Origin of the sequence: Streptomyces roseolus, assembly GCF_014649855.1 — a bacterium.
GTDB lineage: Bacteria > Actinomycetota > Actinomycetes > Streptomycetales > Streptomycetaceae > Streptomyces > Streptomyces roseolus.
Map to the genome: position 1 here is coordinate 1 of NZ_BMTV01000032.1, position 20,269 is coordinate 20,269.

14 protein-coding genes and 1 pseudogene are annotated in these 20,269 nt (G+C 72.4%); 6 read left to right on the forward strand and 9 right to left on the reverse strand.

The genetic code is table 11. From position 1 onward, the window contains the following. Positions 1-126: 126 nt before the first annotated feature. Positions 127-579, forward strand: a complete 453-nt coding sequence (locus IE245_RS30320) for a hypothetical protein (RefSeq protein WP_189953373.1) — start codon at positions 127-129, stop codon at positions 577-579. Positions 580-595: 16 nt separating this feature from the next. Here IE245_RS30320 and IE245_RS30325 read toward each other — a convergent pair whose 3' ends face one another. The 3 genes and pseudogenes from IE245_RS30325 to IE245_RS30330 all read right to left on the reverse strand — a co-directional run bounded on the left by IE245_RS30325 (position 596) and on the right by IE245_RS30330 (position 3,152). Further along, on the reverse strand, positions 596-1,489 hold the full coding sequence (locus IE245_RS30325; RefSeq protein ID WP_189953376.1) for an LLM class flavin-dependent oxidoreductase: 894 nt from the start codon (positions 1,487-1,489) through the stop codon (positions 596-598). 387 nt (positions 1,490-1,876) lie between these two features. Then, positions 1,877-2,117, reverse strand: a pseudogene (locus IE245_RS37370) (LLM class flavin-dependent oxidoreductase); the annotation flags it as partial. A gap of 114 nt (positions 2,118-2,231) precedes the next feature. Beyond that, a complete protein-coding gene (locus tag IE245_RS30330) occupies positions 2,232-3,152 on the reverse strand; it encodes a DUF72 domain-containing protein (protein WP_189953378.1) in 921 nt (306 codons plus the stop codon). Positions 3,153-3,543: 391 nt separating this feature from the next. Here IE245_RS30330 and IE245_RS30335 point away from each other — a divergent pair, with 391 nt between their 5' ends. Then, on the forward strand, positions 3,544-4,410 hold the full coding sequence (locus IE245_RS30335; RefSeq protein ID WP_189953506.1) for a Cof-type HAD-IIB family hydrolase: 867 nt from the start codon (positions 3,544-3,546) through the stop codon (positions 4,408-4,410). A 160-nt stretch (positions 4,411-4,570) separates the two neighbouring features. On the opposite strand, the gene IE245_RS30340 is transcribed toward IE245_RS30335, so the two are convergent. The 4 genes from IE245_RS30340 to IE245_RS30355 form a co-directional block, all read right to left on the reverse strand. Continuing rightward, positions 4,571-6,283, reverse strand: a complete 1,713-nt coding sequence (locus tag IE245_RS30340; protein ID WP_189953379.1) for a sensor histidine kinase — start codon at positions 6,281-6,283, stop codon at positions 4,571-4,573. 20 nt (positions 6,284-6,303) lie between these two features. Continuing rightward, a complete protein-coding gene (cydD, locus tag IE245_RS30345; protein ID WP_189953381.1) occupies positions 6,304-9,840 on the reverse strand; it encodes a thiol reductant ABC exporter subunit CydD in 3,537 nt (1,178 codons plus the stop codon). A gap of 71 nt (positions 9,841-9,911) precedes the next feature. After that, complete coding sequence (gene cydB / locus IE245_RS30350) at positions 9,912-10,913, reverse strand: cytochrome d ubiquinol oxidase subunit II (RefSeq protein ID WP_189953383.1); 1,002 nt, start codon at positions 10,911-10,913, stop codon at positions 9,912-9,914. A gap of 18 nt (positions 10,914-10,931) precedes the next feature. Further along, a complete protein-coding gene (locus IE245_RS30355) occupies positions 10,932-12,449 on the reverse strand; it encodes a cytochrome ubiquinol oxidase subunit I (RefSeq protein ID WP_189953385.1) in 1,518 nt (505 codons plus the stop codon). Positions 12,450-12,652: 203 nt separating this feature from the next. Between IE245_RS30355 and IE245_RS30360 the strand changes: the two genes are divergently transcribed. Beyond that, on the forward strand, positions 12,653-13,027 hold the full coding sequence (locus IE245_RS30360) for a cyclophilin-like fold protein (RefSeq protein ID WP_189953387.1): 375 nt from the start codon (positions 12,653-12,655) through the stop codon (positions 13,025-13,027). A 50-nt stretch (positions 13,028-13,077) separates the two neighbouring features. Here the strand turns inward: IE245_RS30360 and hisC are convergent, their stop codons facing one another. Continuing rightward, positions 13,078-14,175 (reverse strand): histidinol-phosphate transaminase, encoded by a 1,098-nt coding sequence (gene hisC / locus IE245_RS30365; protein WP_189953389.1) that lies wholly within the window; start codon positions 14,173-14,175, stop codon positions 13,078-13,080. A 393-nt stretch (positions 14,176-14,568) separates the two neighbouring features. On the opposite strand from hisC, the gene IE245_RS30370 reads away from it, so the two are divergent. The 3 genes from IE245_RS30370 to IE245_RS30380 all read left to right on the forward strand — a co-directional run bounded on the left by IE245_RS30370 (position 14,569) and on the right by IE245_RS30380 (position 18,349). Then, positions 14,569-15,675: a LacI family DNA-binding transcriptional regulator gene (locus tag IE245_RS30370; protein WP_189953391.1), complete on the forward strand. Its 1,107-nt coding sequence runs from the start codon at positions 14,569-14,571 to the stop codon at positions 15,673-15,675. Between the two features lie 485 nt (positions 15,676-16,160). Beyond that, complete coding sequence (locus IE245_RS30375) at positions 16,161-17,549, forward strand: metallophosphoesterase (protein ID WP_268256601.1); 1,389 nt, start codon at positions 16,161-16,163, stop codon at positions 17,547-17,549. 161 nt (positions 17,550-17,710) lie between these two features. Further along, positions 17,711-18,349, forward strand: coding sequence for a hypothetical protein (locus tag IE245_RS30380; RefSeq protein WP_189953396.1), 639 nt, complete (start codon positions 17,711-17,713; stop codon positions 18,347-18,349). 63 nt (positions 18,350-18,412) lie between these two features. Here IE245_RS30380 and thiC read toward each other — a convergent pair whose 3' ends face one another. After that, complete coding sequence (gene thiC, locus IE245_RS30385) at positions 18,413-20,188, reverse strand: phosphomethylpyrimidine synthase ThiC (protein WP_189953398.1); 1,776 nt, start codon at positions 20,186-20,188, stop codon at positions 18,413-18,415. Positions 20,189-20,269 lie beyond the last annotated feature (81 nt).

Sequence of the window (20,269 nt, forward strand, 5' to 3'; positions counted from 1 at the left end):
GCCGCCGAGCCGCCGAGCCGCCGAGCCGCCGAGCCGCCGAGCCGCCGAGCCGCCGAGCCGCCGAGCCGCCGAGCCGCTGAGCCGCTGAGCCGCTGAGCCGCTGAGCCGCTGGGGCATGATCGGGTCTTGTCGCACCCGCATCTGCCCAGCACCCAGGCCGCCGTCGACGCCGTTCGCGCGCTCGCCGAGGAGTTCGGCCTGGAGATCACCGTGACCGACGACATCGGCGCCGACCAGACCTCGCGCCGCACCGCCTCCGGCGCCTTCAGCGTGCTGGACGAGGACGGTTCACTGCCGCACGAGGCCTTCATCGAGCTCGGCGGCTCCCCCTCGGTCTCCGTGCGGCTCCATCCCGAGGACGACGCCTGGATCCTGGTGGACGGCGTCGAGTTCGCCGACGTGCCGAGGGACGCCGTTCCCGGCTTCGTACGGGCGCTCCACACCGGTCTCGCGCATGTGAAGGGACGGTTCTTCCCGCCCGGCCAGTGGCTGGTCGTCCCGGTGCCCGGCGGCGAGACGTACAAGGAGCCCGTTCCGATGATGACGCTCACCCCGTGGCTGAGCGGCCGCGTCCGCTGACGGATGCGGCACCCGGTCAGCCCAGGCGCGCCATGGCGTCCGTGGCGATCGACTCGAAGACGGCCGGGTCGGCGGCGAACACCGAGTCCTGGATCGGCCAGTGGATCACGATCTCGGTGAAGCCGAGGTCGCGGTGGGTGCCCGCGAAGTCCACGAAGGCCTCCAGGGAGGAGAGCACGTCGTTCTTCTCCGGGGTGAAGCCGGTGAGCAGGATCTTGTCCAGCCCGGCCACGTCCCGTCCGGTGTCCGCGCACGCCTTGCCGAGCCGCTCGACCTGGCCGCGCAGGGCCTCCACCGACTCGGCGGCCGTACCGGACTCGTACAGCTTCGGGTCGCCGGTCGTCACCCACGCCTGCCCGTGCCGGGCGGCGAGCCGCATCCCGCGCGGGCCGGTCGCGGCGACCGCGAAGGGCAGCCGGGGCCGCTGCACGCAGCCCGGGATGTTGCGGGCCTCCTCGGCCGAGTAGAACGTGCCGCGCTCCGTCACCGCGTCCTCGGTCAGCAGCCGGTCGAGCAGCGGGACGAACTCGGCGAACCGGTCGGCCCGCTCCTTCGGCGTCCACGGCTCCTGGCCGAGCGCGGTGGCGTCGAAGCCGTTGCCGCCCGCCCCGATGCCGAGGGTGATCCGGCCGCCCGAGACGTCGTCGAGCGCGATGAGCTCCTTGGCCAGCGTCACCGGGTGCCGGAAGTTGGGCGAGGTGACGAGGGTGCCCAGGCGCATACCCTGGGTGACCGCCGCTGCGGCGGTGAGCGTGGGGACGGCGCCGAACCACGGCCCGTCCCGGAACGACCGCCACGACAGGTGGTCGTACGTGTACGCGGCATGGAAGCCGAGGTCTTCGGCCCGCCGCCAGATCTTCTGCCCTTCGGCCCATCGGTGGATGGGGAGGATCACCGTGCTCAGACGCATGACCTCGACGATACGCGGGCCTCCCGCTGTCGCGGATATGCCGACGGAGCAGATCCGGGAAGCCACGCCGACGTCGTGATGCGGGCCGCTGCCGCTGCCCGCTTCGACCGGTGGGCAGACGGCCGGAGCCGCCGCCGGCCTGCTGGAAGAGGTCGGACCGCACGCCGCCGACCTGCTGGAAGAGGCCGGACCGCACGGCCGCATGTACGCGATCGTTGTCACCGTCGCCGAGCTCGCGCTCCGCCGGCCAGGCCCGGTGGCCATGATCGCGTCGGAGGTCGACGACATGACCGAGCTGTGCGGTAACCGCGTCCGCCTCATCGGGATCCGATCCGCTTCGTTCGGTACCAAGACGCCGCTGACGTGTGTTTCCCCAGGTCAGGCCGCAATGGGTGAACGAGGCTCGACTGAGATGACGAGGGTGCCCGGGCGCAGCCGGTCCGTGGCGGTCGCGGCGGCGGTGGGCGCCGGCAGGGCGCCGAACCACGGGCCGTCCCGGAAGGCGCGCCAGGACAGGTGGTCGTAGGCGTACGCGGCGTGGAAGCCGGGCTCCTCGGCGCGCTGCCAGGTCTTCTGCCCCCCCCTCGCTCCACCGGTGGACGGGGAGGACCGCCGTGCTCGGTCGCATGCCGTCGACCCCGCGGAATCCTTCCGGCCGACCCGGACGGGAACGCCAGGGCGGGAACGCCAGAACGGAAAGCCGGGTCGGGAACGCCAGAACGGAACGCCGTCTCCCGGCCGCTCAGAACAGGAACGCCGAGTCGGTGGTGTCGTCCGCCTGCACGGCTCCGCACGGCGTGCCGAGAAGACGGTTCATCGTCTCGGCGGCGCGGACGGCCGCGTCACCGCAGCAGTTGTTGAACAGGACGTGCACCTCGCGGGCCCGGTCGGCCATCTCGCGGACGGCCGACGTCCAGGGCGACAGCTCCTCGGGCGTGTACCGGTGGCGGAACCGATCCTCCTTCGAACCCGTCCCCCAGGCAGGGCTGCGGCCGTGGAAGCGCACCACGGCGAGCCGGGCGGAGGGGACCGGGGTGACCGGCGGGATGGACGTGGGCAGCGACTGTGCCATGTCCACGGCCACGGCGGTCAGGTCCAGTTCCGCCAACAGGCCGAAGGTGGAGGCGTAACGGTCCGGCCGCCACCAGTCGGGGTGCCGGAACTCCACCGCCACCGGCCAGCCCTCCGTGCGTTCCCGGCACCGGCGCAATATCGCCGTCGCCGACGTGCCCGGGGCGAGCCAGGGCGGGAACTGGAAGAGGACGGTGCCCAGGCGTTCCGCTCGGCGCAGCGGTTCGAGGGCTCCGCTGAAACGGCGCCACACCTCGTCGAGCAGCTCGGGATCCGCCTCCGTCCGGCCGTTCCGCCCTGCCGAAGCCGACCGCAGATCGGCAGGCAGCGCGCCGGGGCGCGTCGGGTGCCCGGTCAGCAGCGAGAACGCCTTCACGTCGAACCGGAAACCGGCCGGAGAGCGCTCGACCCAGAGGGCGCTGTTCCGCGTACTGGGCAGGCCGTAGTAGGTGGCGTCCACTTCGACCAGCGGAAACCTGGCGGTGTAGTACCGCAGCCTGGCCTCCGCCCCGCGGTGGCCTTCCGGGTACCAGCCGCTGGAGAGCAGCTCCCGGTCCGTCCACGAGCACGCGCCGACGAGAATGTCGCCCATGGCAGGCGTCTTCCCGGTCCCGGGGCGCTGATTCCCTCACTCCGCGTGTCGATGTCCTCGCTTCGCGCCCCGGCCCCTCACACCGCGTGCCGATCCCCTCCGGCTCGGCCCGACGCCCGGGCCGACGGCGGGGAAACACCGACCGCGGCCGAAAGCCGGCCCCTCCCCGTCCGGACCACGTGCCCCACCGCCCACAGCCACACCGAGTGACCCACGTCCTCCTCGCCCTCCGCATGACGCGACCCCACCGCTTGCCTCACTCAGATGTGCAGTGACCCGCACGCACGTGCGGCCGGTGCGGAACAATGAGGAGGTGACCTCTCCCCGACCCTCACCCCGTCCCGCCGACGAGTCCGCCGGCCCCGCCGGCGCCCGCTCCACCGACTCTCCCATCGGCTCCGCCGCCGTCCGGCCCGCCGCCCGTCTCGTCGCCACCGACCTCGACGGCACCCTCCTTCGCGACGACAAGTCCGTCTCCGAGCGGACCGTCGCCGCCCTCGCCGCGGCCGAGCGGGCGGGGATCGAGGTCTTCTTCGTCACCGGCCGCCCGGCCCGCTGGATGGACGTGGTCAGCGCCCACGTCCACGGCCACGGCCTCGCCATCTGCGCCAACGGCGCGGCCGTCGTGGACCTGCACGCGGGCGGCACCTTCCAGCAGGTGCGCCCGCTGCCCCGGCCCGCCGCGCTCGACGTCGTACGGGCCCTGCGGGCCGCCGCGCCCGGCACCAGCTTCGCCGTGGAGATGACGACCGGCATCCACTACGAGCCGCTGTACCCGCCGTTCTTCCTCGACCCCGGCGCCACCGTCGCCACCGCAGAGAAGCTGCTGTACGAGGAGGTGCCCGACGCCGCCGCGCCGGTCCTCAAGCTGCTCGCCCAGCACCCCGAGCACGACCCCGACGTGTTCCTGGCGACGGCCCGGGAGGCCGCCGGCCACCTGGCGTCCTTCACCCGCTCCAGCCCCACCGCGCTCATCGAGATCAGCGCCCTCGGCGTCTCCAAGGCGTCCACGCTCGCCCTCTGCTGCGAACAGCGCGGCATCTCTCCGGACGAGGTGGTGGCCTTCGGCGACATGCCGAACGACATCGAGATGCTGAGCTGGGCGGGCCGTTCGTACGCCATGGGCAACGCCCATCCCGACGTCGTCGCCGCCGCCTCCGGCCGCACGGTCGGCAACAACGACGACGGCGTCGCCGTCGTCATCGAACAGCTCGTCGCCCAAGCGGTCGCGGCGCAGCGCGCCGGGGACCTGCCCTAGGGCCTGTCTGACCATCCCCGTCGGTCCGGCCCGCCCGGCACGCACGCTCGCCGCACGGCAGAAACGCCCAAGTAGCTCCGCTGCGAGGACGCCCCTGCCGCACGCCGATCACACGCACCGAACAACCCGGCCTGATCCGACGCCGATGGTCAGACAGACCCTAGAGGGGCGCCTCCCACACCACCGACGTGCCGCCGCCGTCCTCGGCGAGGCCCGGGCCGCACCAGCTCGCCCCGCCGAGGGACTCGGCGCGGCGGGCGAGGTTGCGCAGACCGCTGCGGCGGCCGCCCTCGGGCAGGCCGACGCCGTCATCCGCGACCGTGAGCCGCACCCCGGGCGATCCGTCCGGCAGGGTCACGGTCGCGTCGACGACGACCTCGATGCGGCCGGCCGAGGCGTGCCGGAAGGCGTTGGAGAGCGCCTCGCGGAGCGCGGCGATCAGGTTCTTGCCCGTCAGTTCGCCGACGGTGGCGTCGATCGCGCCGAGGAAGCGGTGGGCGGGCTTGAAGCCCAGCGGCACCGCCGCCATGTTGATCTCCCGCAGCACGCGCGTGCGCAGCCCCGACGGGGCCTCCGCCGGGCCCTGCTGGAGGGCGAAGATCGCCGTGCGGATCTCCTGGATGGTCACGTCCAGCTCGTCCACGGCCTTGCCGACGCCCTCCTGGACGGCCGGCACGATCGCCTTCCGCTGGGCGCTCTCCAGCATCATCCCGGTGGCGAAGAGCCGCTGGATGACGAGGTCGTGCAGGTCGCGGGCGATCCGGTCGCGGTCCTCGAAGACCGCGAGCCGCTCCCGGTCGCGCTGGGCCTCGGCCATCATCAGTGCGAGCGCGGCCTGCGAGGCGAACTGGGTGGCGAGGGTCCGTTCCGCCTCGGAGAAGGGCCGGGCGCCCCGGGCCCGGGGCATCGCGAGCGCGCCGAGCACCCGGCCGCCGCTCTGCAGCGGCAGCAGCATGCTCGGCCCGTACAGGGAGGTCAGCCGGCTGAGCATGCGCGGATCGGTGGAGGCGTCCTGGACGAAGACCGCCTCGCCCTCCAGGAGGAGCTCCACGACCTGGCTCTCCGGCGGGATCACCATGCCGAGGGCCTTGGTGGCGCGGGCCGAGGAGACGGCGACGATCTCCAGGCCGCCCTCCTCGGCGGGCAGCAGCACGATCCCGGCGTCCGCGTCGGCGAGCCTGCACGCCTGTTCGGCGACGACGGACAGGGCGTCGTCGGCATCGCCGCCGGAGAGCAGGGCGGTGGTGACGGCGACGGAGCCGTCGATCCACCGCTCGCGCTGCCGGGCCGCCTCGTAGAGGCGGGCGTTGCCGATGGCGATGCCCGCCTCGGTGGCGAGCACCCGGACCATGTGCTCGTCGTAGTCGTTGAACTCCTCGCCGCTCCGCTTCTCCGCGAGGTAGAGGTTGCCGAAGATCTCGCCCTGGACGCGGATGGGGACGCCGAGGAAGCTCCGCATGACCGGGTGGCCGGGCGGGAAGCCGGCCGAGCGCGGATCGGAGGCGAGGTCGGCGAGCCGGATGGTCCGGGGTTCGCGGATGAGCGCGCCGAGCAGCCCGGCGTGCCCGTCGGGGAGGCGTCCGATCCGCCGGGCCACGTCCTCGCCGACGCCGTGGGTGACGAAGTCGGAAAGGCCCTTGCCCTCCTCGTCGACGACTCCGATGGCCGCGTAGCGGGCGCCGGCCAGCTCCGCCGCGGTCTCGCAGATCCGGTCGAGGGTGGTGTGGAGTTCGAGCCCGGTACCCACCGACCGCATCGCTTCGAGCAGCTGCGGCACGCGGGCGGTCAGCTCCGTGGAGAGCCCCTGGAGACTGCGGGTGGCCTCGGTGGCGGCGACCAGGGGGTCCGGGGAATCGGGCGTGGCGGCGGTCATGGCCCCGAGCCTAGTTAGTCCTATTTGGAGAGAAAAGTCGGACGGTCGGGCGGCGTCGGCCCGCCACCGGCGAGGAGCAGATCGGCCGCCCGCTCCTGCTCCAGCATCCGCCGCAGCGGCCCGTCCTCTGCGGCGAGCTCGGCGTACGGTCCGCGCTGCACGGTCCGGCCGCCGTCGAGGACCACCACCTCGTCGACCGCGTCGAGTCCGTGCAGCCGGTGGGTGATGAGGACGGTGGTACGGCCCTCGGTGGCGCGGAGCAGGTCGTCGGTGAGCGCGTCGGCCGTGGCCAGGTCCAGGTGCTCGGCCGGCTCGTCGAGGACGAGGACCGGGAAGTCGGCGAGGAGGGCGCGGGCCAGCGCGAGCCGCTGCCGCTGGCCGCCCGAGAGCTTCGAACCGTGCTCGCCGACCAGCGTGTCGAGCCCGTCGGGCAGCCCGTCGACCCAGTCGAGCAGCCGGGCCCGGCGCAGCGCCTCCCGCAGTTCCCCGTCGCCCGCGTCCGGCCGGGCGAGCCGCAGGTTCTCCCGCAGGGAGCTGTCGAAGAGGTGCGCGTCCTGCGCGCACAGGCCCACGAAGCGGCGCACGTCGTCGCCGTCGAGCTCCGCCGCGGGCACCCCGCCGATCCGGTACGTTCCCGCCTCCGTGTCCAGGAAGCGCAACAGCACCTGGGCGAGCGTGGTCTTGCCGGAGCCGGAGGCGCCGACGACGGCGACCCGCCGCCCGGCGTCGAGGGTGAGCGCGAACCCGTCGAGCGCGGGCCGCTCCTGTCCGGCGTACCGGGCCGAGAGCCCGGTCAGCTCCAGCGGGAACGGCCCGGCCGGGGGAGCCGCGGGCACCGCGGGCTCGTGTACGGGGACGGGCGCGTCGAGCACCTCGAAGACCCGCTCGGCGCTGTGCCGGACCCGTCGGCGGTACTGCACGGCGAGCGGCAGCCCCGTCACGGCCTCGAAGGCGGCGAGCGGGGTGAGGACGACGACCGCGAGCGCGACGCCGTCGAGCCTGCCGTCCCGGACGGCCTGGACGCCGACCCAGGCCGCGGCGACCACCGTCAGACCGCACACCAGGGCCGAGAGCCCGGCGCCGAGGGCGGCCGCGGCGGACTGCCGGGAGGCGATGCCGGTGAGGACGCGGTCGGCGGCCCGCGCCCGGTCGAGCCGGTCCCGCAGCGCCCCGGCCACGGTCAGCTCGGCGCAGCCGCGCAGCGGATCGGCGACCGCGGTCGCGAGCGCCCCGCGCGCCGGGGCGAGCCGCCGCTCGGCCCGGCGGGCCAGCGCGGCGCCCAGCGGCGGCACGAGCACGCCCGCCACGAGGAGGCCCACCGCGAGCACGGCGCCCGCCTCCGGCAGCAGCCAGGCGGTGAAGCCGACCGAACCGAGCCCGACGACGAGCGCGGCACCGGCCGGGAGCAGCCAGCGCAGCCAGTAGTCCTGGAGGGCGTCGACGTCGTGGACGAGCCGGGCGAGCAGATCGCCGCGCCGGACGCGGCTCAGTCCGGCCGGGGCGATCCGCTCGAGGCGGGAGTAGACGGAGACCCGTAGTTCGGCGAGCATCCGCAGCACGGCGTCGTGCGACACCAGCCGCTCGGTGTACCGGAAGACGGCCCGTCCGATGCCGAAGGCGCGGGTGGCGGTCACGGCGACCATGAGGTGCAGCACGGGCGGCTGCTCCGAGGCCCGCGAGATGAGCCATCCGGACACGGCCATGAGCCCCACGGCCGAGCCGAGCGCGAGGCTGCCGAGCAGCAGCGCCAGCCCCATCCGCCCCTTGAGCTCCCCGGCCATGGACCGCACCCGGGCGAGCACGCCCCGCTCGCCCGTGGACACCGGTGCGGCCTCCTGCCGCACGGACGCGGCCGCGGGCGGAACGGCGGCGCGGGCCGCCGCCACGGGCTCTTCCGCGCCCCCGGCGACCTCGCCCACGGGCGCGTCCGTACCGATCCTCACGACCCGGTCCGCCACCGCGAGCAGCGCGGGCCGGTGCACCACGAGCAGCACCGTCCGTCCGGCGGCGAGTCGCCGCACCGCGTCGACGATCCCCGCCTCCGTCTCCCCGTCGAGCGCCGCCGTCGGCTCGTCGAGGAGCAGCAGCGGCCGGTCCGCGAGGAAGGCCCGCGCCAGCGCGAGCCGCTGCCGCTGCCCGGCCGAGAGCCCGGACCCGTCCTCGCCGAGGACGGTCCCGGCCCCGTCCGGCAGCGCGTCCACGAAGCCGTCCGCCCCGGCGTCCCGGAGCGCCGCCCGCACCTCCTCGTCACCGGCCCCCGGCCGGGCGAGCCGTACGTTCTCGGCGATCGTCCCGGCGAAGAGGTACGGCCGCTGCGGCACCCACGCGATCCGCTCGCGCCAGGCCGTCGGGTCCAGCTTCGCCAGGTCCACGTCCCCGACCCGTACGCTGCCCGCCGCCGGCTCCGTGAAGCCGAGGACGACGTCGAGCAGGGTCGACTTCCCGGCGCCACTCGGCCCGACGAGCGCCACCGTCTCCCCCGGCTCGACGGTGAGGCTCGCCGCGTCCAAGGAGGGCTCCGCCCGCCCCGGGTGGCGGACCGTCACCCCGTCGAGCTCCAGTCGTGTCCCGGCCGGCACCGCCCGCCCGCCGCCGCTCCGCACCGGGGTCTCCAGGACCTCGAAGATCTCCTCTGCGGCCGCGAGGCCCTCCGCCGCGGCGTGGAACTGGGCGCCGACCTGGCGCAGCGGCAGATATGCCTCGGGGGCGAGGACCAGGATGACGAGACCGGTGTAGAGGTCGAGGGTGCCGTGGACGAGCCGCATGCCGATGGTGACGGCGACCAGCGCCACCGACAGGGTGGAGAGCAGCTCCAGGGCGAAGGAGGAGAGGAAGGCGATCCGCAGGGTGCGCATGGTCGCCCGCCGGTAGTCGGCGGTGATGGCGCGGATCGACGCGGCCTGCGCCTTGGCCCGGCCGAAGACCTTGAGGGTGGGGAGGCCCGCGACGACGTCGAGGAAGTGGCCGGAGAGCCGGGAGAGCAGCTTCCACTGCCGGTCCATCCGGGCCTGGGTGTACCAGCCGATCAGGATCATGAAGATCGGGATGAGCGGCAGGGTGACGACGATGATGGCGGCCGAGACCCAGTCCTCGGTCACGATCCGCGCGAGGACCGCGATCGGGACGACGACGGCGAGGCCGAGCTGGGGCAGGTAGCGGGCGAAGTAGTCGTCGAGCGCGTCCACGCCCCGGGTGGCGAGCGCGATGAGCGAGCCGGTGCGCTGTCCGCCGAGCCAGCCGGGCCCGAGCGCGGTGGCCCGCTCCAGGAGCCGGCCGCGGAGCTCGGACTTGACCGCCGCACTGGCCCGGTGGGCGGCGAGTTCGGTCAGCCAGGAGACCAGGCCCCGTGCCACCGCGACCCCGGCGAGCAGCAGCAGGGGAGTGGACAGCGCGGAAACCGAGAGGCCCTGCTGGAAGGCCCCCACCACGATCTCGGCGATCAGCATGGCCTGGGCGATGACCAGGCCGGCCCCGACCAGGCCGAGCACGACGACCGCGACGAGGAAGACGCGGGTCGCCCGGGCGTACCGGAGGAGACGCGGGTCGATCGGTTTCACGTGAAACATGCCCCTCTGGATGAGCGCCCGGGCCCTCGCGGACCCGGGCGACGACGGCGTCGGCGGCTGCCCTAGTGGGCGTCGGCGATGTGCTGGGTGCCGATCCGCTTGCGGAAGACCCAGTAGGTCCAGCCCTGGTAGAGCAGGACCAGCGGCGTGGCGACGGCCGCGCACCAGGTCATGATCTTGAGCGTGTACGGGCTCGACGACGCGTTCGTCACGGTCAGGCTCCACGCGGGGTCGAGCGAGGACGGCATGACGTTCGGGAAGAGCGCCAGGAACAGCATCGCGACCGCGGCGGCGATCGTCACGCCCGAGAGCGCGAACGACCAGCCCTCGCGCCCCGCCTTGATCGCGCCGATCGCTCCGACCAGCGAGAGCGCCGCGACGAGCATCGCCGCGAGGCTCCAGCCGTCGCCGGAGTCGGCCTGGGTCCAGATCAGGAAGGCGAGCGCGAGCACCGCGGTGACCAGCCCCAGCCTCAGGGCGAGCGCCCGGGCCCTGACCCGGATGTCACCGACCGTCTTCAGGGCCACGAAGACCGTGCCGTGGAAGGTGAAGAGGGCGAGCGTCACCAGTCCGCCGAGGAGGGCGTACGGGTTGAGCAGCTCCCAGAGGTTGCCGACGTACTCCATGTCCCCGTCGATCTTCACGCCGCGGACGATGTTGCCGAAGGCGACGCCCCACAGGATCGCGGGGATCAGCGAGGTCCAGAAGATCGCCTGCTCCCAGTTGCGCTGCCAGTTCTCCTCGGGCCGCTTGACCCGGTACTCGAAGGCGACACCGCGGACGATGAGGCAGACCAGGATGACCAGCAGCGGCAGGTAGAAGCCGGAGAAGAGGGTCGCGTACCACTCGGGGAAGGCGGCGAAGGTCGCACCGCCGGCGGTCAGCAACCACACCTCGTTGCCGTCCCAGACGGGTCCGATGGTGTTGATCAGGACCCGCTTCTCGGGCCGGTTCCGGGCGAGCAGCTTGGTGAGGACGCCGACCCCGAAGTCGAATCCCTCCAGGAAGAAGTAGCCGGTCCAGAGGACGGCGATGAGTACGAACCAGACGTCGTGGAGTTCCATGCCTCGATCTCCTGAGCCTCAGTACGAGAAGGCCATGGGCCGGTCGGGGTCGCGGGTGTCCCCGCCGATCTTGGTGGGCGGGTTGAGGTCGTCCTCGGTGAGCTCGGGCGGTCCGGCCTTCGCGTACTTCACGATGAGCTTGACCTCGATGACGGCGAGGATCGCGTAGAGCGTGGTGAAGACGATCATCGAGGTGAGCACCTCGCCCTGGGAGGTGCCGGGGGAGACGGCGGCGCTGGTCTTCATCACGCCGTAGACCACCCAGGGCTGCCTGCCCATCTCGGTGAAGATCCAGCCCCAGGAGTTGGCGATCAGCGGGAAGAGCATGGTCCAGAGGGCCACGATCCAGTACCACTTGCCGATCTTCGGGCTGAGCGCCTTGTTCTTGAAGAGGACGAGGTTCGGCACCTCGTCCTCACCGGTCCGCAGGCCGGGGGCGATCAGGAACTTCCTGCGGGTCAGCCAGAGCCCGATGAAACCGAGGGTGAGCGAGGCCATGCCGAAGCCGATCATCCAGCGGAAGCCCCAGTAGGCGACGGGGATGTTGGGCCGGTAGTCGCCGGGCCCGTACTTCTCCTGCTCGGCCTTGTTGATGTCGTTGATGCCGGGGACGTACGAGTGGAAGTCGCCGTTGGCGAGGTAGGAGAGCACCCCGGGGACCTCGATGGCGACCTTGTTGTGGCCCTTGTCGACGTCGCCGACGGCGAATATCGAGAAGGGCGCGGGCGCCTCGCCGTCCCACAGCGCCTCGGCGGCGGCCATCTTCATCGGCTGCTGCTTGAACATGACCTTGCCGAGCATGTCCCCGCTGATCGCGGTGCCCAGGCCGGCGATGATCAGGGTGATCAGGCCGAGCCGCAGCGAGGTCCGCATCACCGGGACGTGCCGCTTGCGCGCCAGGTGGAAGGCGGCGATGCCGACCATGAAGGCGCCGCCGACGAGGAAGGCCGCCGTCATGGTGTGGAAGAACTGGGTGAGGGCGGTGTTCTGGGTGAGGACCGCCCAGAAGTCGGTGAGCTCGGCGCGCGCGCCCTGGCCGCGGTCCTCGTTGATGCGGTAGCCGACCGGGTGCTGCATCCAGGAGTTGGCGGCCAGGATGAAGTACGCGGAGAGGATCGTGCCGATCGACACCATCCAGATGCAGGCGAGGTGGATCTTCTTCGGCAGCTTGTCCCAGCCGAAGATCCACAGGCCGATGAACGTGGACTCGAAGAAGAAGGCGATGAGCGCCTCGAAGGCCAGCGGGGCGCCGAAGACGTCACCGACGAAGCGGGAGTAGTCCGACCAGTTCATGCCGAACTGGAACTCCTGCACGATGCCGGTGACGACGCCCATCGCGATGTTGATGAGGAAGAGCTTCCCCCAGAACTTGGTGGCCCGGAGGTACTTCTCCTTCTCGGTCCGCACCCAGGCGGTCTGGAGCCCCGCGGTGAGCGCGGCGAGCGAGATCGTCAGCGGGACGAAGAGAAAGTGGTAGACGGTGGTGATGCCGAACTGCCAGCGCGCCAAGGTCTCCGGCGCCAGAGCGAGGTCCACGTCGTCTTCTCCTTACATCGCCGTGGTCACATCGGCGGTTTGCCCCTTTAATCCCGCCCTTACGGGACGAACGGGGACACGCTTGTGAACGCGTTCACATTCACAAGCAATTATGACTCATACGAAATCCGTACTGGAGAGCGGGGGCCTGTACCGAAGGTCACACCTTCCCAAGGCCTTCAACATATTGTTGAATTCGGCGCATGATCCTTCGGATACGCCTCAGCTGGCCGGCCGGTCACACCACGGCCACCCTCGACGAGACCCCCACGAGCACGGCGCTCCTGGGGGCTCTGCCGATCGTCTCCACCGCCCGCACGTGGGGCGAGGAGGTCTACTTCGACACTCCGGTCTCGGTGCCGCGCGAGGAGGGGGCGCGTCAGGTCGTCGACCCCGGCACGGTGGCCTTCTGGACCGACGGCGACGCCCTCGCCCTCCCCTACGGGCCGACCCCGATCTCACGGGGCGAGGAGTGCCGGCTGGCGAGCCCCTGCAATCTGCTGGGCTCGCTCGACGGGGACCCGCGGATCCTGGCCACCGTCCGCGACGGCGACCCGATCCGCGTGGAACTCGCCTGAGAGGTGCGCCCCCGGGCCGTCAGGCCCACGAAGGGCGCCTCCCCGAGCCGTCAGGCTCCCTGCCGGAAGCCCTCCGTCACCTTGAGGAACAGGTCGTTCGCCTCGGTCTCGCCGATCGTGACGCGCACACCCTCCCCCGCGAACGGCCGCACCACCACACCGTGCCGCTCGCACTCCGCCGCGAACTCCATGGTCCGCTCGCCGAGCCGCAGCCAGACGAAGTTCGCCTGTGCGTCCGGCACCGTCCAGCCCTGGGCCACGAGCCCCGCGCGGACCCGCTCGCGCTCCGCCACCAGCGAGCCGACCCGGCCGAGCAGTTCGTCCTCGGCGCGCAGCGAGGCCACCGCCGCGTCCTGTGCCAGCTGGCTCACGCCGAACGGCACCGCCGTCTTGCGCAGCGCCGCCGCCACCGGCTCGTGGGCGATCGCGAAGCCGACCCGGAGCCCCGCCAGGCCGTACGCCTTGGAGAAGGTGCGCAGCACCGCCACGTTCGGCCGGTCACGGTAGAGCTCGATGCCGTCCGGGATGTCGGTGTCGCGGACGAACTCCTTGTACGCCTCGTCGAGCACGACCAGGACGTCGGAGGGCACCCGGTCCAGGAAGCGCTCCAGCTCGGCGCGGCGCACCGCGGTGCCCGTGGGGTTGTTGGGGTTGCAGACGAAGATCAGGCGGGTGCGGTCGGTGATCGCCGCGGCCATCGCGTCGAGGTCGTGCACCTCGCCGTCGGTCAGCGGCACCTGCACCGAGGTGGCCCCGCTGATCTGGGTGATGATCGGGTAGGCCTCGAAGGAGCGCCAGGCGTAGATCACCTCGTCGCCCGGGCCCGAGGTCGCCTGGAGCAGCGACTGGGCGACGCCGACCGAGCCGGTGCCGGTGGCGATGTGGGAGACCGGGACGCCGAAGCGGTCGGCCAGCTCCGCGGAGAGCGCGGTGCAGGCCATGTCCGGGTACCGGTTGAAGCTCGCGGCGGCGGCCAGCGCGCTCTCCATCACGCCCGGCAGCGGCGGGTACGGGTTCTCGTTGGAGGACAGCTTGAAGGCGACGGGGCCGCCCGCCGCGGCCGGCTTGCCCGGCTTGTAGGTGGGGATGCCGTCCAGCTCGGCGCGCAGCCTGGGGGTGGACGTGCTCGTCCCGCTGGTCTCGCTCACAGTGTGGCCTCCTCGACCGTCCGTACCGCCAATGCTTCTCACCTTATGAGGATTCCGGCCCGCTGCGAATGGGCTGTGGACAACAGCCCTGCAACGCTGTGGAAAACCCGGTCCTCCGGCCCTCTCCATGCAAGGGGGCGCACGGACGGGTGGCGTGCGCCGGTGGCGAGCGCCGTGGCGCGCATCCCCCGTAGAGGTGAGTTGAGACCTCTTCGAGACCTCGCCCCCACACCAGGCCCATCCCGTCCGACGGCATCAAGTCGCATGGAGAAACCCTCAACTACCTTTGATTCTCCTTAATTTGAGCCTGTTCGACCATGCAGAAACGTGCCTGTCAACGCCTGCATATGCGACCGTCTCGCTCACCCCACATCGCCCTACTATCGGCTCGCCATGACAGCAGCAGGGAAGCACCAGGTGAGCCGGGCACAGACCCGGGGAAGCCGGCAGGGCCGGGCAGGCATCCGGGACGTGGCCGCCGCCGCCGGGGTCTCCATCACGACTGTCTCCGACGCGCTCAACGGCAAGGGACGACTCCCGGACGCCACCCGCAGGCACGTCCGCGAGGTCGCCGACCGGCTGGGCTACCGCCCCTCCGCGGCGGCCCGCACGCTCCGCACCGGCAAGTCGGGACTCATCGGCCTGACCGTGACGACATACGGGGATGAACCTTTCACCTTCACGGAGTTCGCCTACTTCGCGGAGATGGCCAGGGCCGCCACGTCGGCCGCGCTCGCCCGCGGCTACGCCCTCGTCATCCTCCCCGCGACCTCACGCCATGACGTCTGGTCGAACGTCGCCCTCGACGGCACCGTCGTCATCGACCCCTCCGACCACGACCCGGTCGTCACCGAGCTCGTCCGCCAGGGCCTCCCCGTCGTCTCCGACGGACGCCCCGCCGGCACGCTCCCGGTGACCGCCTGGGTCGACAACGACCACGATGCCGCCGTCCTCGGCCTCCTCGACCACCTCGCCGAGGCCGGCGCCCGCCGGATCGGCCTCCTCACCGGCACCACCACCGACACCTACACCCGCCTCTCCACCACCGCGTACCTCAAGTGGTGCGAGCGGGTCGGACAGGACCCCGTCTACGAGGCCTACCCGGCGCACGACCCGTGCGCGGGCGCCGTCGCGGCCGACCGGCTGCTCGCCCGCCCCGACCGTCCCGACGCCGTCTACGGCCTCTTCGACCCCAACGGCACCGACCTCCTCGCCGCCGCCCGCCGCTACGGGCTGCGCGTCCCGGACGACCTGCTGATCGTGTGCTGCAGCGAGTCCACCGTCTACGCCACCACCGAACCGCCCATCACGACGCTCTCGCTCAAACCGCGGCGCATCGGCACCGCCGTCGTCCAGCTCCTCATCGACGCCATCGAGGGGATCGAGAGCGACGGCCCGCTCGAACAGGTGATACCGACCGAGCTCATCGTCCGCACCTCCTCGCAGCGCCGGTCGCCGCGGACGACGGTGAGCCCGCCGCGCTCACCCGCGAAGGACTGACGGGCCGCGGGCCCGGACGACCGACGGCACACCCTCCGGACTCCGGCCGCGCCGAAAGAGCGGCCGGACGAACGACCCGAGCGGGACGGGCACGACCCGAGCACGACCGAGCACGACCGGGCGGGTTCGGGCTTCACCGAGCACGACCGAGCAGCACCGAACACGACCCGAGTACGGCCCAGGGGCGAGGCGCGCAGCACGAAGCGAGCCCGTCCCGGCACGATCCGGCACGAGCCGGTACGACCCCGAGAACGAGCGCCGTCCCGTCCCTGCCCGTGGGCGGTGACGGCGAAACCGGGCACCCCACCGGACCCGACCCTGGACTGGACCTTCTCAATTCGGGCGAAACAACCGGTGAACCCGGAGCGAACCCGGATTCACCACCCCTGGTGCGTCACACAGGCGGACCCTCATTCCTATGATGGGCGCACGACACCGCGGACCCCCCGACCAGGCCGGTCCGCGATGTGCAGGGCATCGCGACGGTGGTGGAGGGGTCGATGACTCAGGGGGCCGGGCAGGATCCCGTGGAACGCACGGCGACATTGCGTGACTTCCGCGTACCCCCGTACGCCCGGGTGCCCGTGCAGGGCCACGCGGGCGAGCCTCCCGTGCCACCCGCCGACCCGACGCTCCACCTGGGCACCCGCCCGGCCGCGTACCCCGAGCCGGTCGCGTTCCCGGAGCCCCCGGCACGCCCCGCACCGGCGTACACGGAGCCCCCGGCCCACCCCGAGCCGGCGTACGCCGAGGCCCCGGCTCGCCCCGAGCCCGCCGCCTACCCCGAGGCCCCCGCGCGTCCCGAAGCGGCCGGGTACCCCGAGCCTCAGACCCCCGCGGCGCACACCGGCACCGCCCACCCCCTGGCCGCCGCTCCCGTGGCGGCCAACCCCGTCGCCGCCACCGCCCACCCCGGCAGCGGCGGCTTCCCCGACGACTTCCCGGACGGTTACACGCCCACCGAGCGCGACCTCCCGGTGATCCAGCGCGGCGACACGCTCCAGGTCCCGGTCGCCCCGGCCGCCGCTCCCGCGCCCGCGCCCACCGGCGACGGACCCGGGCCGCTCTACGTCGTCGGCGACGTCCACGGCTACCTCGACGAACTCGTCGCCGCCCTCCGCGCCCAGGGCCTCGTCGACGAGAACGGCGGCTGGGCCGCGGGCAACGCCCGCCTCTGGTTCCTCGGCGACTTCACCGACCGCGGCCCCGACGGCATCGGCGTCATCGACCTCGTCATGCGGCTCTCCGCCGAGGCCGCCGCCGCCGGCGGCTACTGCAAGGCGCTCATGGGCAACCACGAGCTGCTCCTCATCGGCGCCAAGCGCTTCGGCGACACCCCCGTGAACTCCGGGGCCGGCACCGCCACCTTCCAGGCCGCCTGGCTGCTCAACGGCGGACAGAAGCACGACATGGACCGCCTCCAGGACGTCCACCTCCAGTGGATGTCCCGGCTCGACGCCGTCGTCCGCGAGGACGACCACCTCCTGCTGCACTCGGACACCACCGCGTACCTCGACTACGGCGGGACGATCGAGGACGTCAACGACACCGTCCACGAGATCCTCACGCGCAACGACGCCGACGAGGTCTGGGACCTCTTCCGGAAGTTCACCAAGCGCTTCGCCTTCCGCGACGACGGCGGCCCGCAGGCCGTCCAGGAGCTGCTCGGCACCTACGGCGGCTCCCGGGTCGTGCACGGCCACAGCCCGATCCCGTACCTCCTCGGCCAGGTCGGCACGGAGGACGGCGAGGAGGACTCCCGCCCGGTCGTCGACGGCCCGCACGTCTACGCCGACGGCCTCGCCATCGCCATGGACGGCGGCGTCACCATGGCCGGAAAGCTGCTGGTGGTCCAACTCCCGCTGGGGGACTGACCCTCACTCCACGCATCCGGAGCGGGCGAATTCCGGAAACCCCCTGTCAGCGCGCACGGTCACGGCCCTACCATCGGTCTCCCCAGTTAGGCAGGCTCTCCTCCGCTTCCGCCCGGACCGCCGTTCTGCACGGCCGGTCCCGGCCCATCGAGCATCGGGGGATGCACATGAACGTGGCTCCGCACCTGCTGACCGAGGACCGCGCCGAGTACGAGCGGGTCCTCGACGACGCACTGCGTACCGCTCCGGAACGGCCGGAACTCGCCGGAGCGGGCACCCGGCTGACCACCGGTCAGCTCCGCGCGATGGCTCTGAACGCGACAGCGCTGATCACCGCCGCGGCGGCGAGCGAGTACGAGCACTTCACCAAGGTCCGCGAAGCGGGCCGCGCCGCCTCCAACCGCCCCCGGAGCCACGCCCCCGACGAGTCCCCGGGCGCCGTCGCCGTCCTCACGGTCCTCGTCCCGGTCCTCGCCGGGACCGCCGCCGCGATCTTCCTCCTGGTCGGCGCCGTGGTCCACTGGCTCGCCCCGGGCGCCGCCCTCGGCACCACGCTGCTCACCGCCGGCCTGGTCTTCGGCGCCCTCGCCGCCGCCGGGCTGCTCTGCGCGGGCGCCGGACTCGTCCTGACCGCCCTCCGCAACAGCCCCGCCGAGACCGGCGCCCCCGACGAACTCGCCCTGGCCCGCGCCGCTTGGCGCCACGCCCTCCTGGAGCGCGGCGTCATCCCCTTCCTCCAGGCCGCCCTCACGGCCACGCCGACCGACCCCGACCGGGACCCGGCACCACCCTCCGCGTGACGCGCCCCGGCCCGCGATCCCCCCGTGGACCGCGGGCCGGGGCGGGTCTCGTCGGACCGGCCGCTACTCCGCCATCGGCAGGTAGACGCGGTTGCCGGAGGCGGCGAACTCCGCCGACTTCTCGGCCATGCCGGCCTCGATCTCCTCCTTCTTCAGGTCCCCGCCGTGCTCACGGCGGATGTCCTGGGAGATCTTCATCGAGCAGAACTTCGGACCGCACATCGAGCAGAAGTGGGCGGTCTTCGCGGGCTCCGCCGGCAGGGTCTCGTCGTGGAACTCACGGGCGGTGTCCGGGTCGAGGGCCAGGTTGAACTGGTCCTCCCAGCGGAACTCGAAGCGCGCGTCGGAGAGCGCGTCGTCCCACTCCTGCGCGCCCGGGTGCCCCTTGGCCAGGTCCGCCGCGTGCGCCGCGATCTTGTACGTGATGACACCGGTCTTCACGTCGTCGCGGTTCGGCAGGCCCAGGTGCTCCTTGGGCGTGACGTAGCAGAGCATCGCCGTGCCCCACCAGGCGATCATGGCCGCGCCGATGCCGGAGGTGATGTGGTCGTAGGCGGGCGCGACGTCCGTGGTCAGCGGGCCGAGGGTGTAGAACGGCGCCTCCTCGCAGATCTCCTGCTGGAGGTCGATGTTCTCCTTGATCTTGTGCATCGGGACGTGGCCCGGGCCCTCGATCATCGTCTGCACGTTGTGCCGCTTGGCGATCGTGTTCAGCTCGCCGAGCGTGCGCAGCTCCGCGAACTGGGCGTCGTCGTTGGCGTCCGCGATCGAACCGGGGCGCAGCCCGTCACCGAGCGAGTAGGTGACGTCGTACGCCGCGAGGATCTCGCAGAGCTCCTCGAAGTTCGTGTAGAGGAAGTTCTCCTTGTGGTGCGCGAGGCACCAGGCGGCCATGATCGAGCCGCCGCGCGAGACGATGCCGGTCTTGCGGCGCGCGGTGAGCGGCACGTACGGCAGGAGTACGCCGGCGTGCACGGTCATGTAGTCCACGCCCTGCTCGGCCTGCTCGATGACCGTGTCCTTGTAGATCTCCCAGGTCAGTTCCTCGGCCTTGCCGTCGACCTTCTCCAGGGCCTGGTAGAGCGGCACGGTGCCGATCGGCACGGGGGAGTTGCGCAGCACCCACTCGCGGGTGGTGTGGATGTTGCGGCCGGTGGACAGGTCCATGACCGTGTCGGCGCCCCAGCGGGTCGCCCAGGTCATCTTCTCGACCTCCTCCTCGATGGAGGAGGTGACGGCGGAGTTGCCGATGTTGGCGTTGACCTTCACCAGGAACCGCTTGCCGATGATCATCGGCTCGATCTCCGGGTGGTTGACGTTGGCCGGGAGCACCGCGCGGCCCGCCGCGATCTCCTCGCGGACGACCTCGGGCGAGACGTTCTCCCGGATCGCCACGTACTCCATCTCCGGCGTGATCTCGCCCCGGCGGGCGTACGCGAGCTGGGTGACGGCCTGCCCGGCGCGGCCCCGGCGGGGCAGCCGCGGACGGCCGGGGAAGACGGCGTCGAGGTTCTTGAGCCCGCCGCCGCGCGGCGAGGTGTGCTTGATGCCGTCGTCCTCGGGGCGGACCGGGCGCCCCGGGTACTCCTCGGTGTCGCCGCGCGCGATGATCCAGTTCTCGCGGAGCGGAAGGAGGCCCCGGCGCACGTCGGTGTCGACGGCCGGGTCGGTGTACGGGCCGGACGTGTCGTACAGCGTCACGTCCTTGCCGTTGGTGAGGTGCACCCGGCGGACCGGCACCCGGAGGTCGGGGCGGGAGCCCTCGACGTATCCCTTGTGCCAGCCCGGCGTGCGCTCGTCCTGGCTGGAGGCAGGCGTGCGTGCATCCTGAAGGGTCATGTGACCGAATCTCCCTACGCCGGCATTACCCGGTAACAGGTTCGGCGGTCGGCGCAGCCTCCTCCCGTACGCGTGCGTACG

What these genes read in the sequence shown, in the direction of transcription:
- cydB (WP_189953383.1), bottom strand. Translation starts at nt 10,913, where the DNA reads ATGGAACTCCACGACGTCTGGTTCGTACTCATCGCCGTCCTCTGGACC.
- IE245_RS30325 (WP_189953376.1), bottom strand. Translation starts at nt 1,489, where the DNA reads ATGCGTCTGAGCACGGTGATCCTCCCCATCCACCGATGGGCCGAAGGG.
- IE245_RS30340 (WP_189953379.1), bottom strand. Translation starts at nt 6,283, where the DNA reads ATGACCGCCGCCACGCCCGATTCCCCGGACCCCCTGGTCGCCGCCACC.
- IE245_RS30330 (WP_189953378.1), bottom strand. Translation starts at nt 3,152, where the DNA reads ATGGGCGACATTCTCGTCGGCGCGTGCTCGTGGACGGACCGGGAGCTG.
- IE245_RS30360 (WP_189953387.1), top strand. Translation starts at nt 12,653, where the DNA reads ATGATCCTTCGGATACGCCTCAGCTGGCCGGCCGGTCACACCACGGCC.
- IE245_RS30370 (WP_189953391.1), top strand. Translation starts at nt 14,569, where the DNA reads ATGACAGCAGCAGGGAAGCACCAGGTGAGCCGGGCACAGACCCGGGGA.
- thiC (WP_189953398.1), bottom strand. Translation starts at nt 20,188, where the DNA reads ATGACCCTTCAGGATGCACGCACGCCTGCCTCCAGCCAGGACGAGCGC.
- IE245_RS30380 (WP_189953396.1), top strand. Translation starts at nt 17,711, where the DNA reads ATGCACATGAACGTGGCTCCGCACCTGCTGACCGAGGACCGCGCCGAG.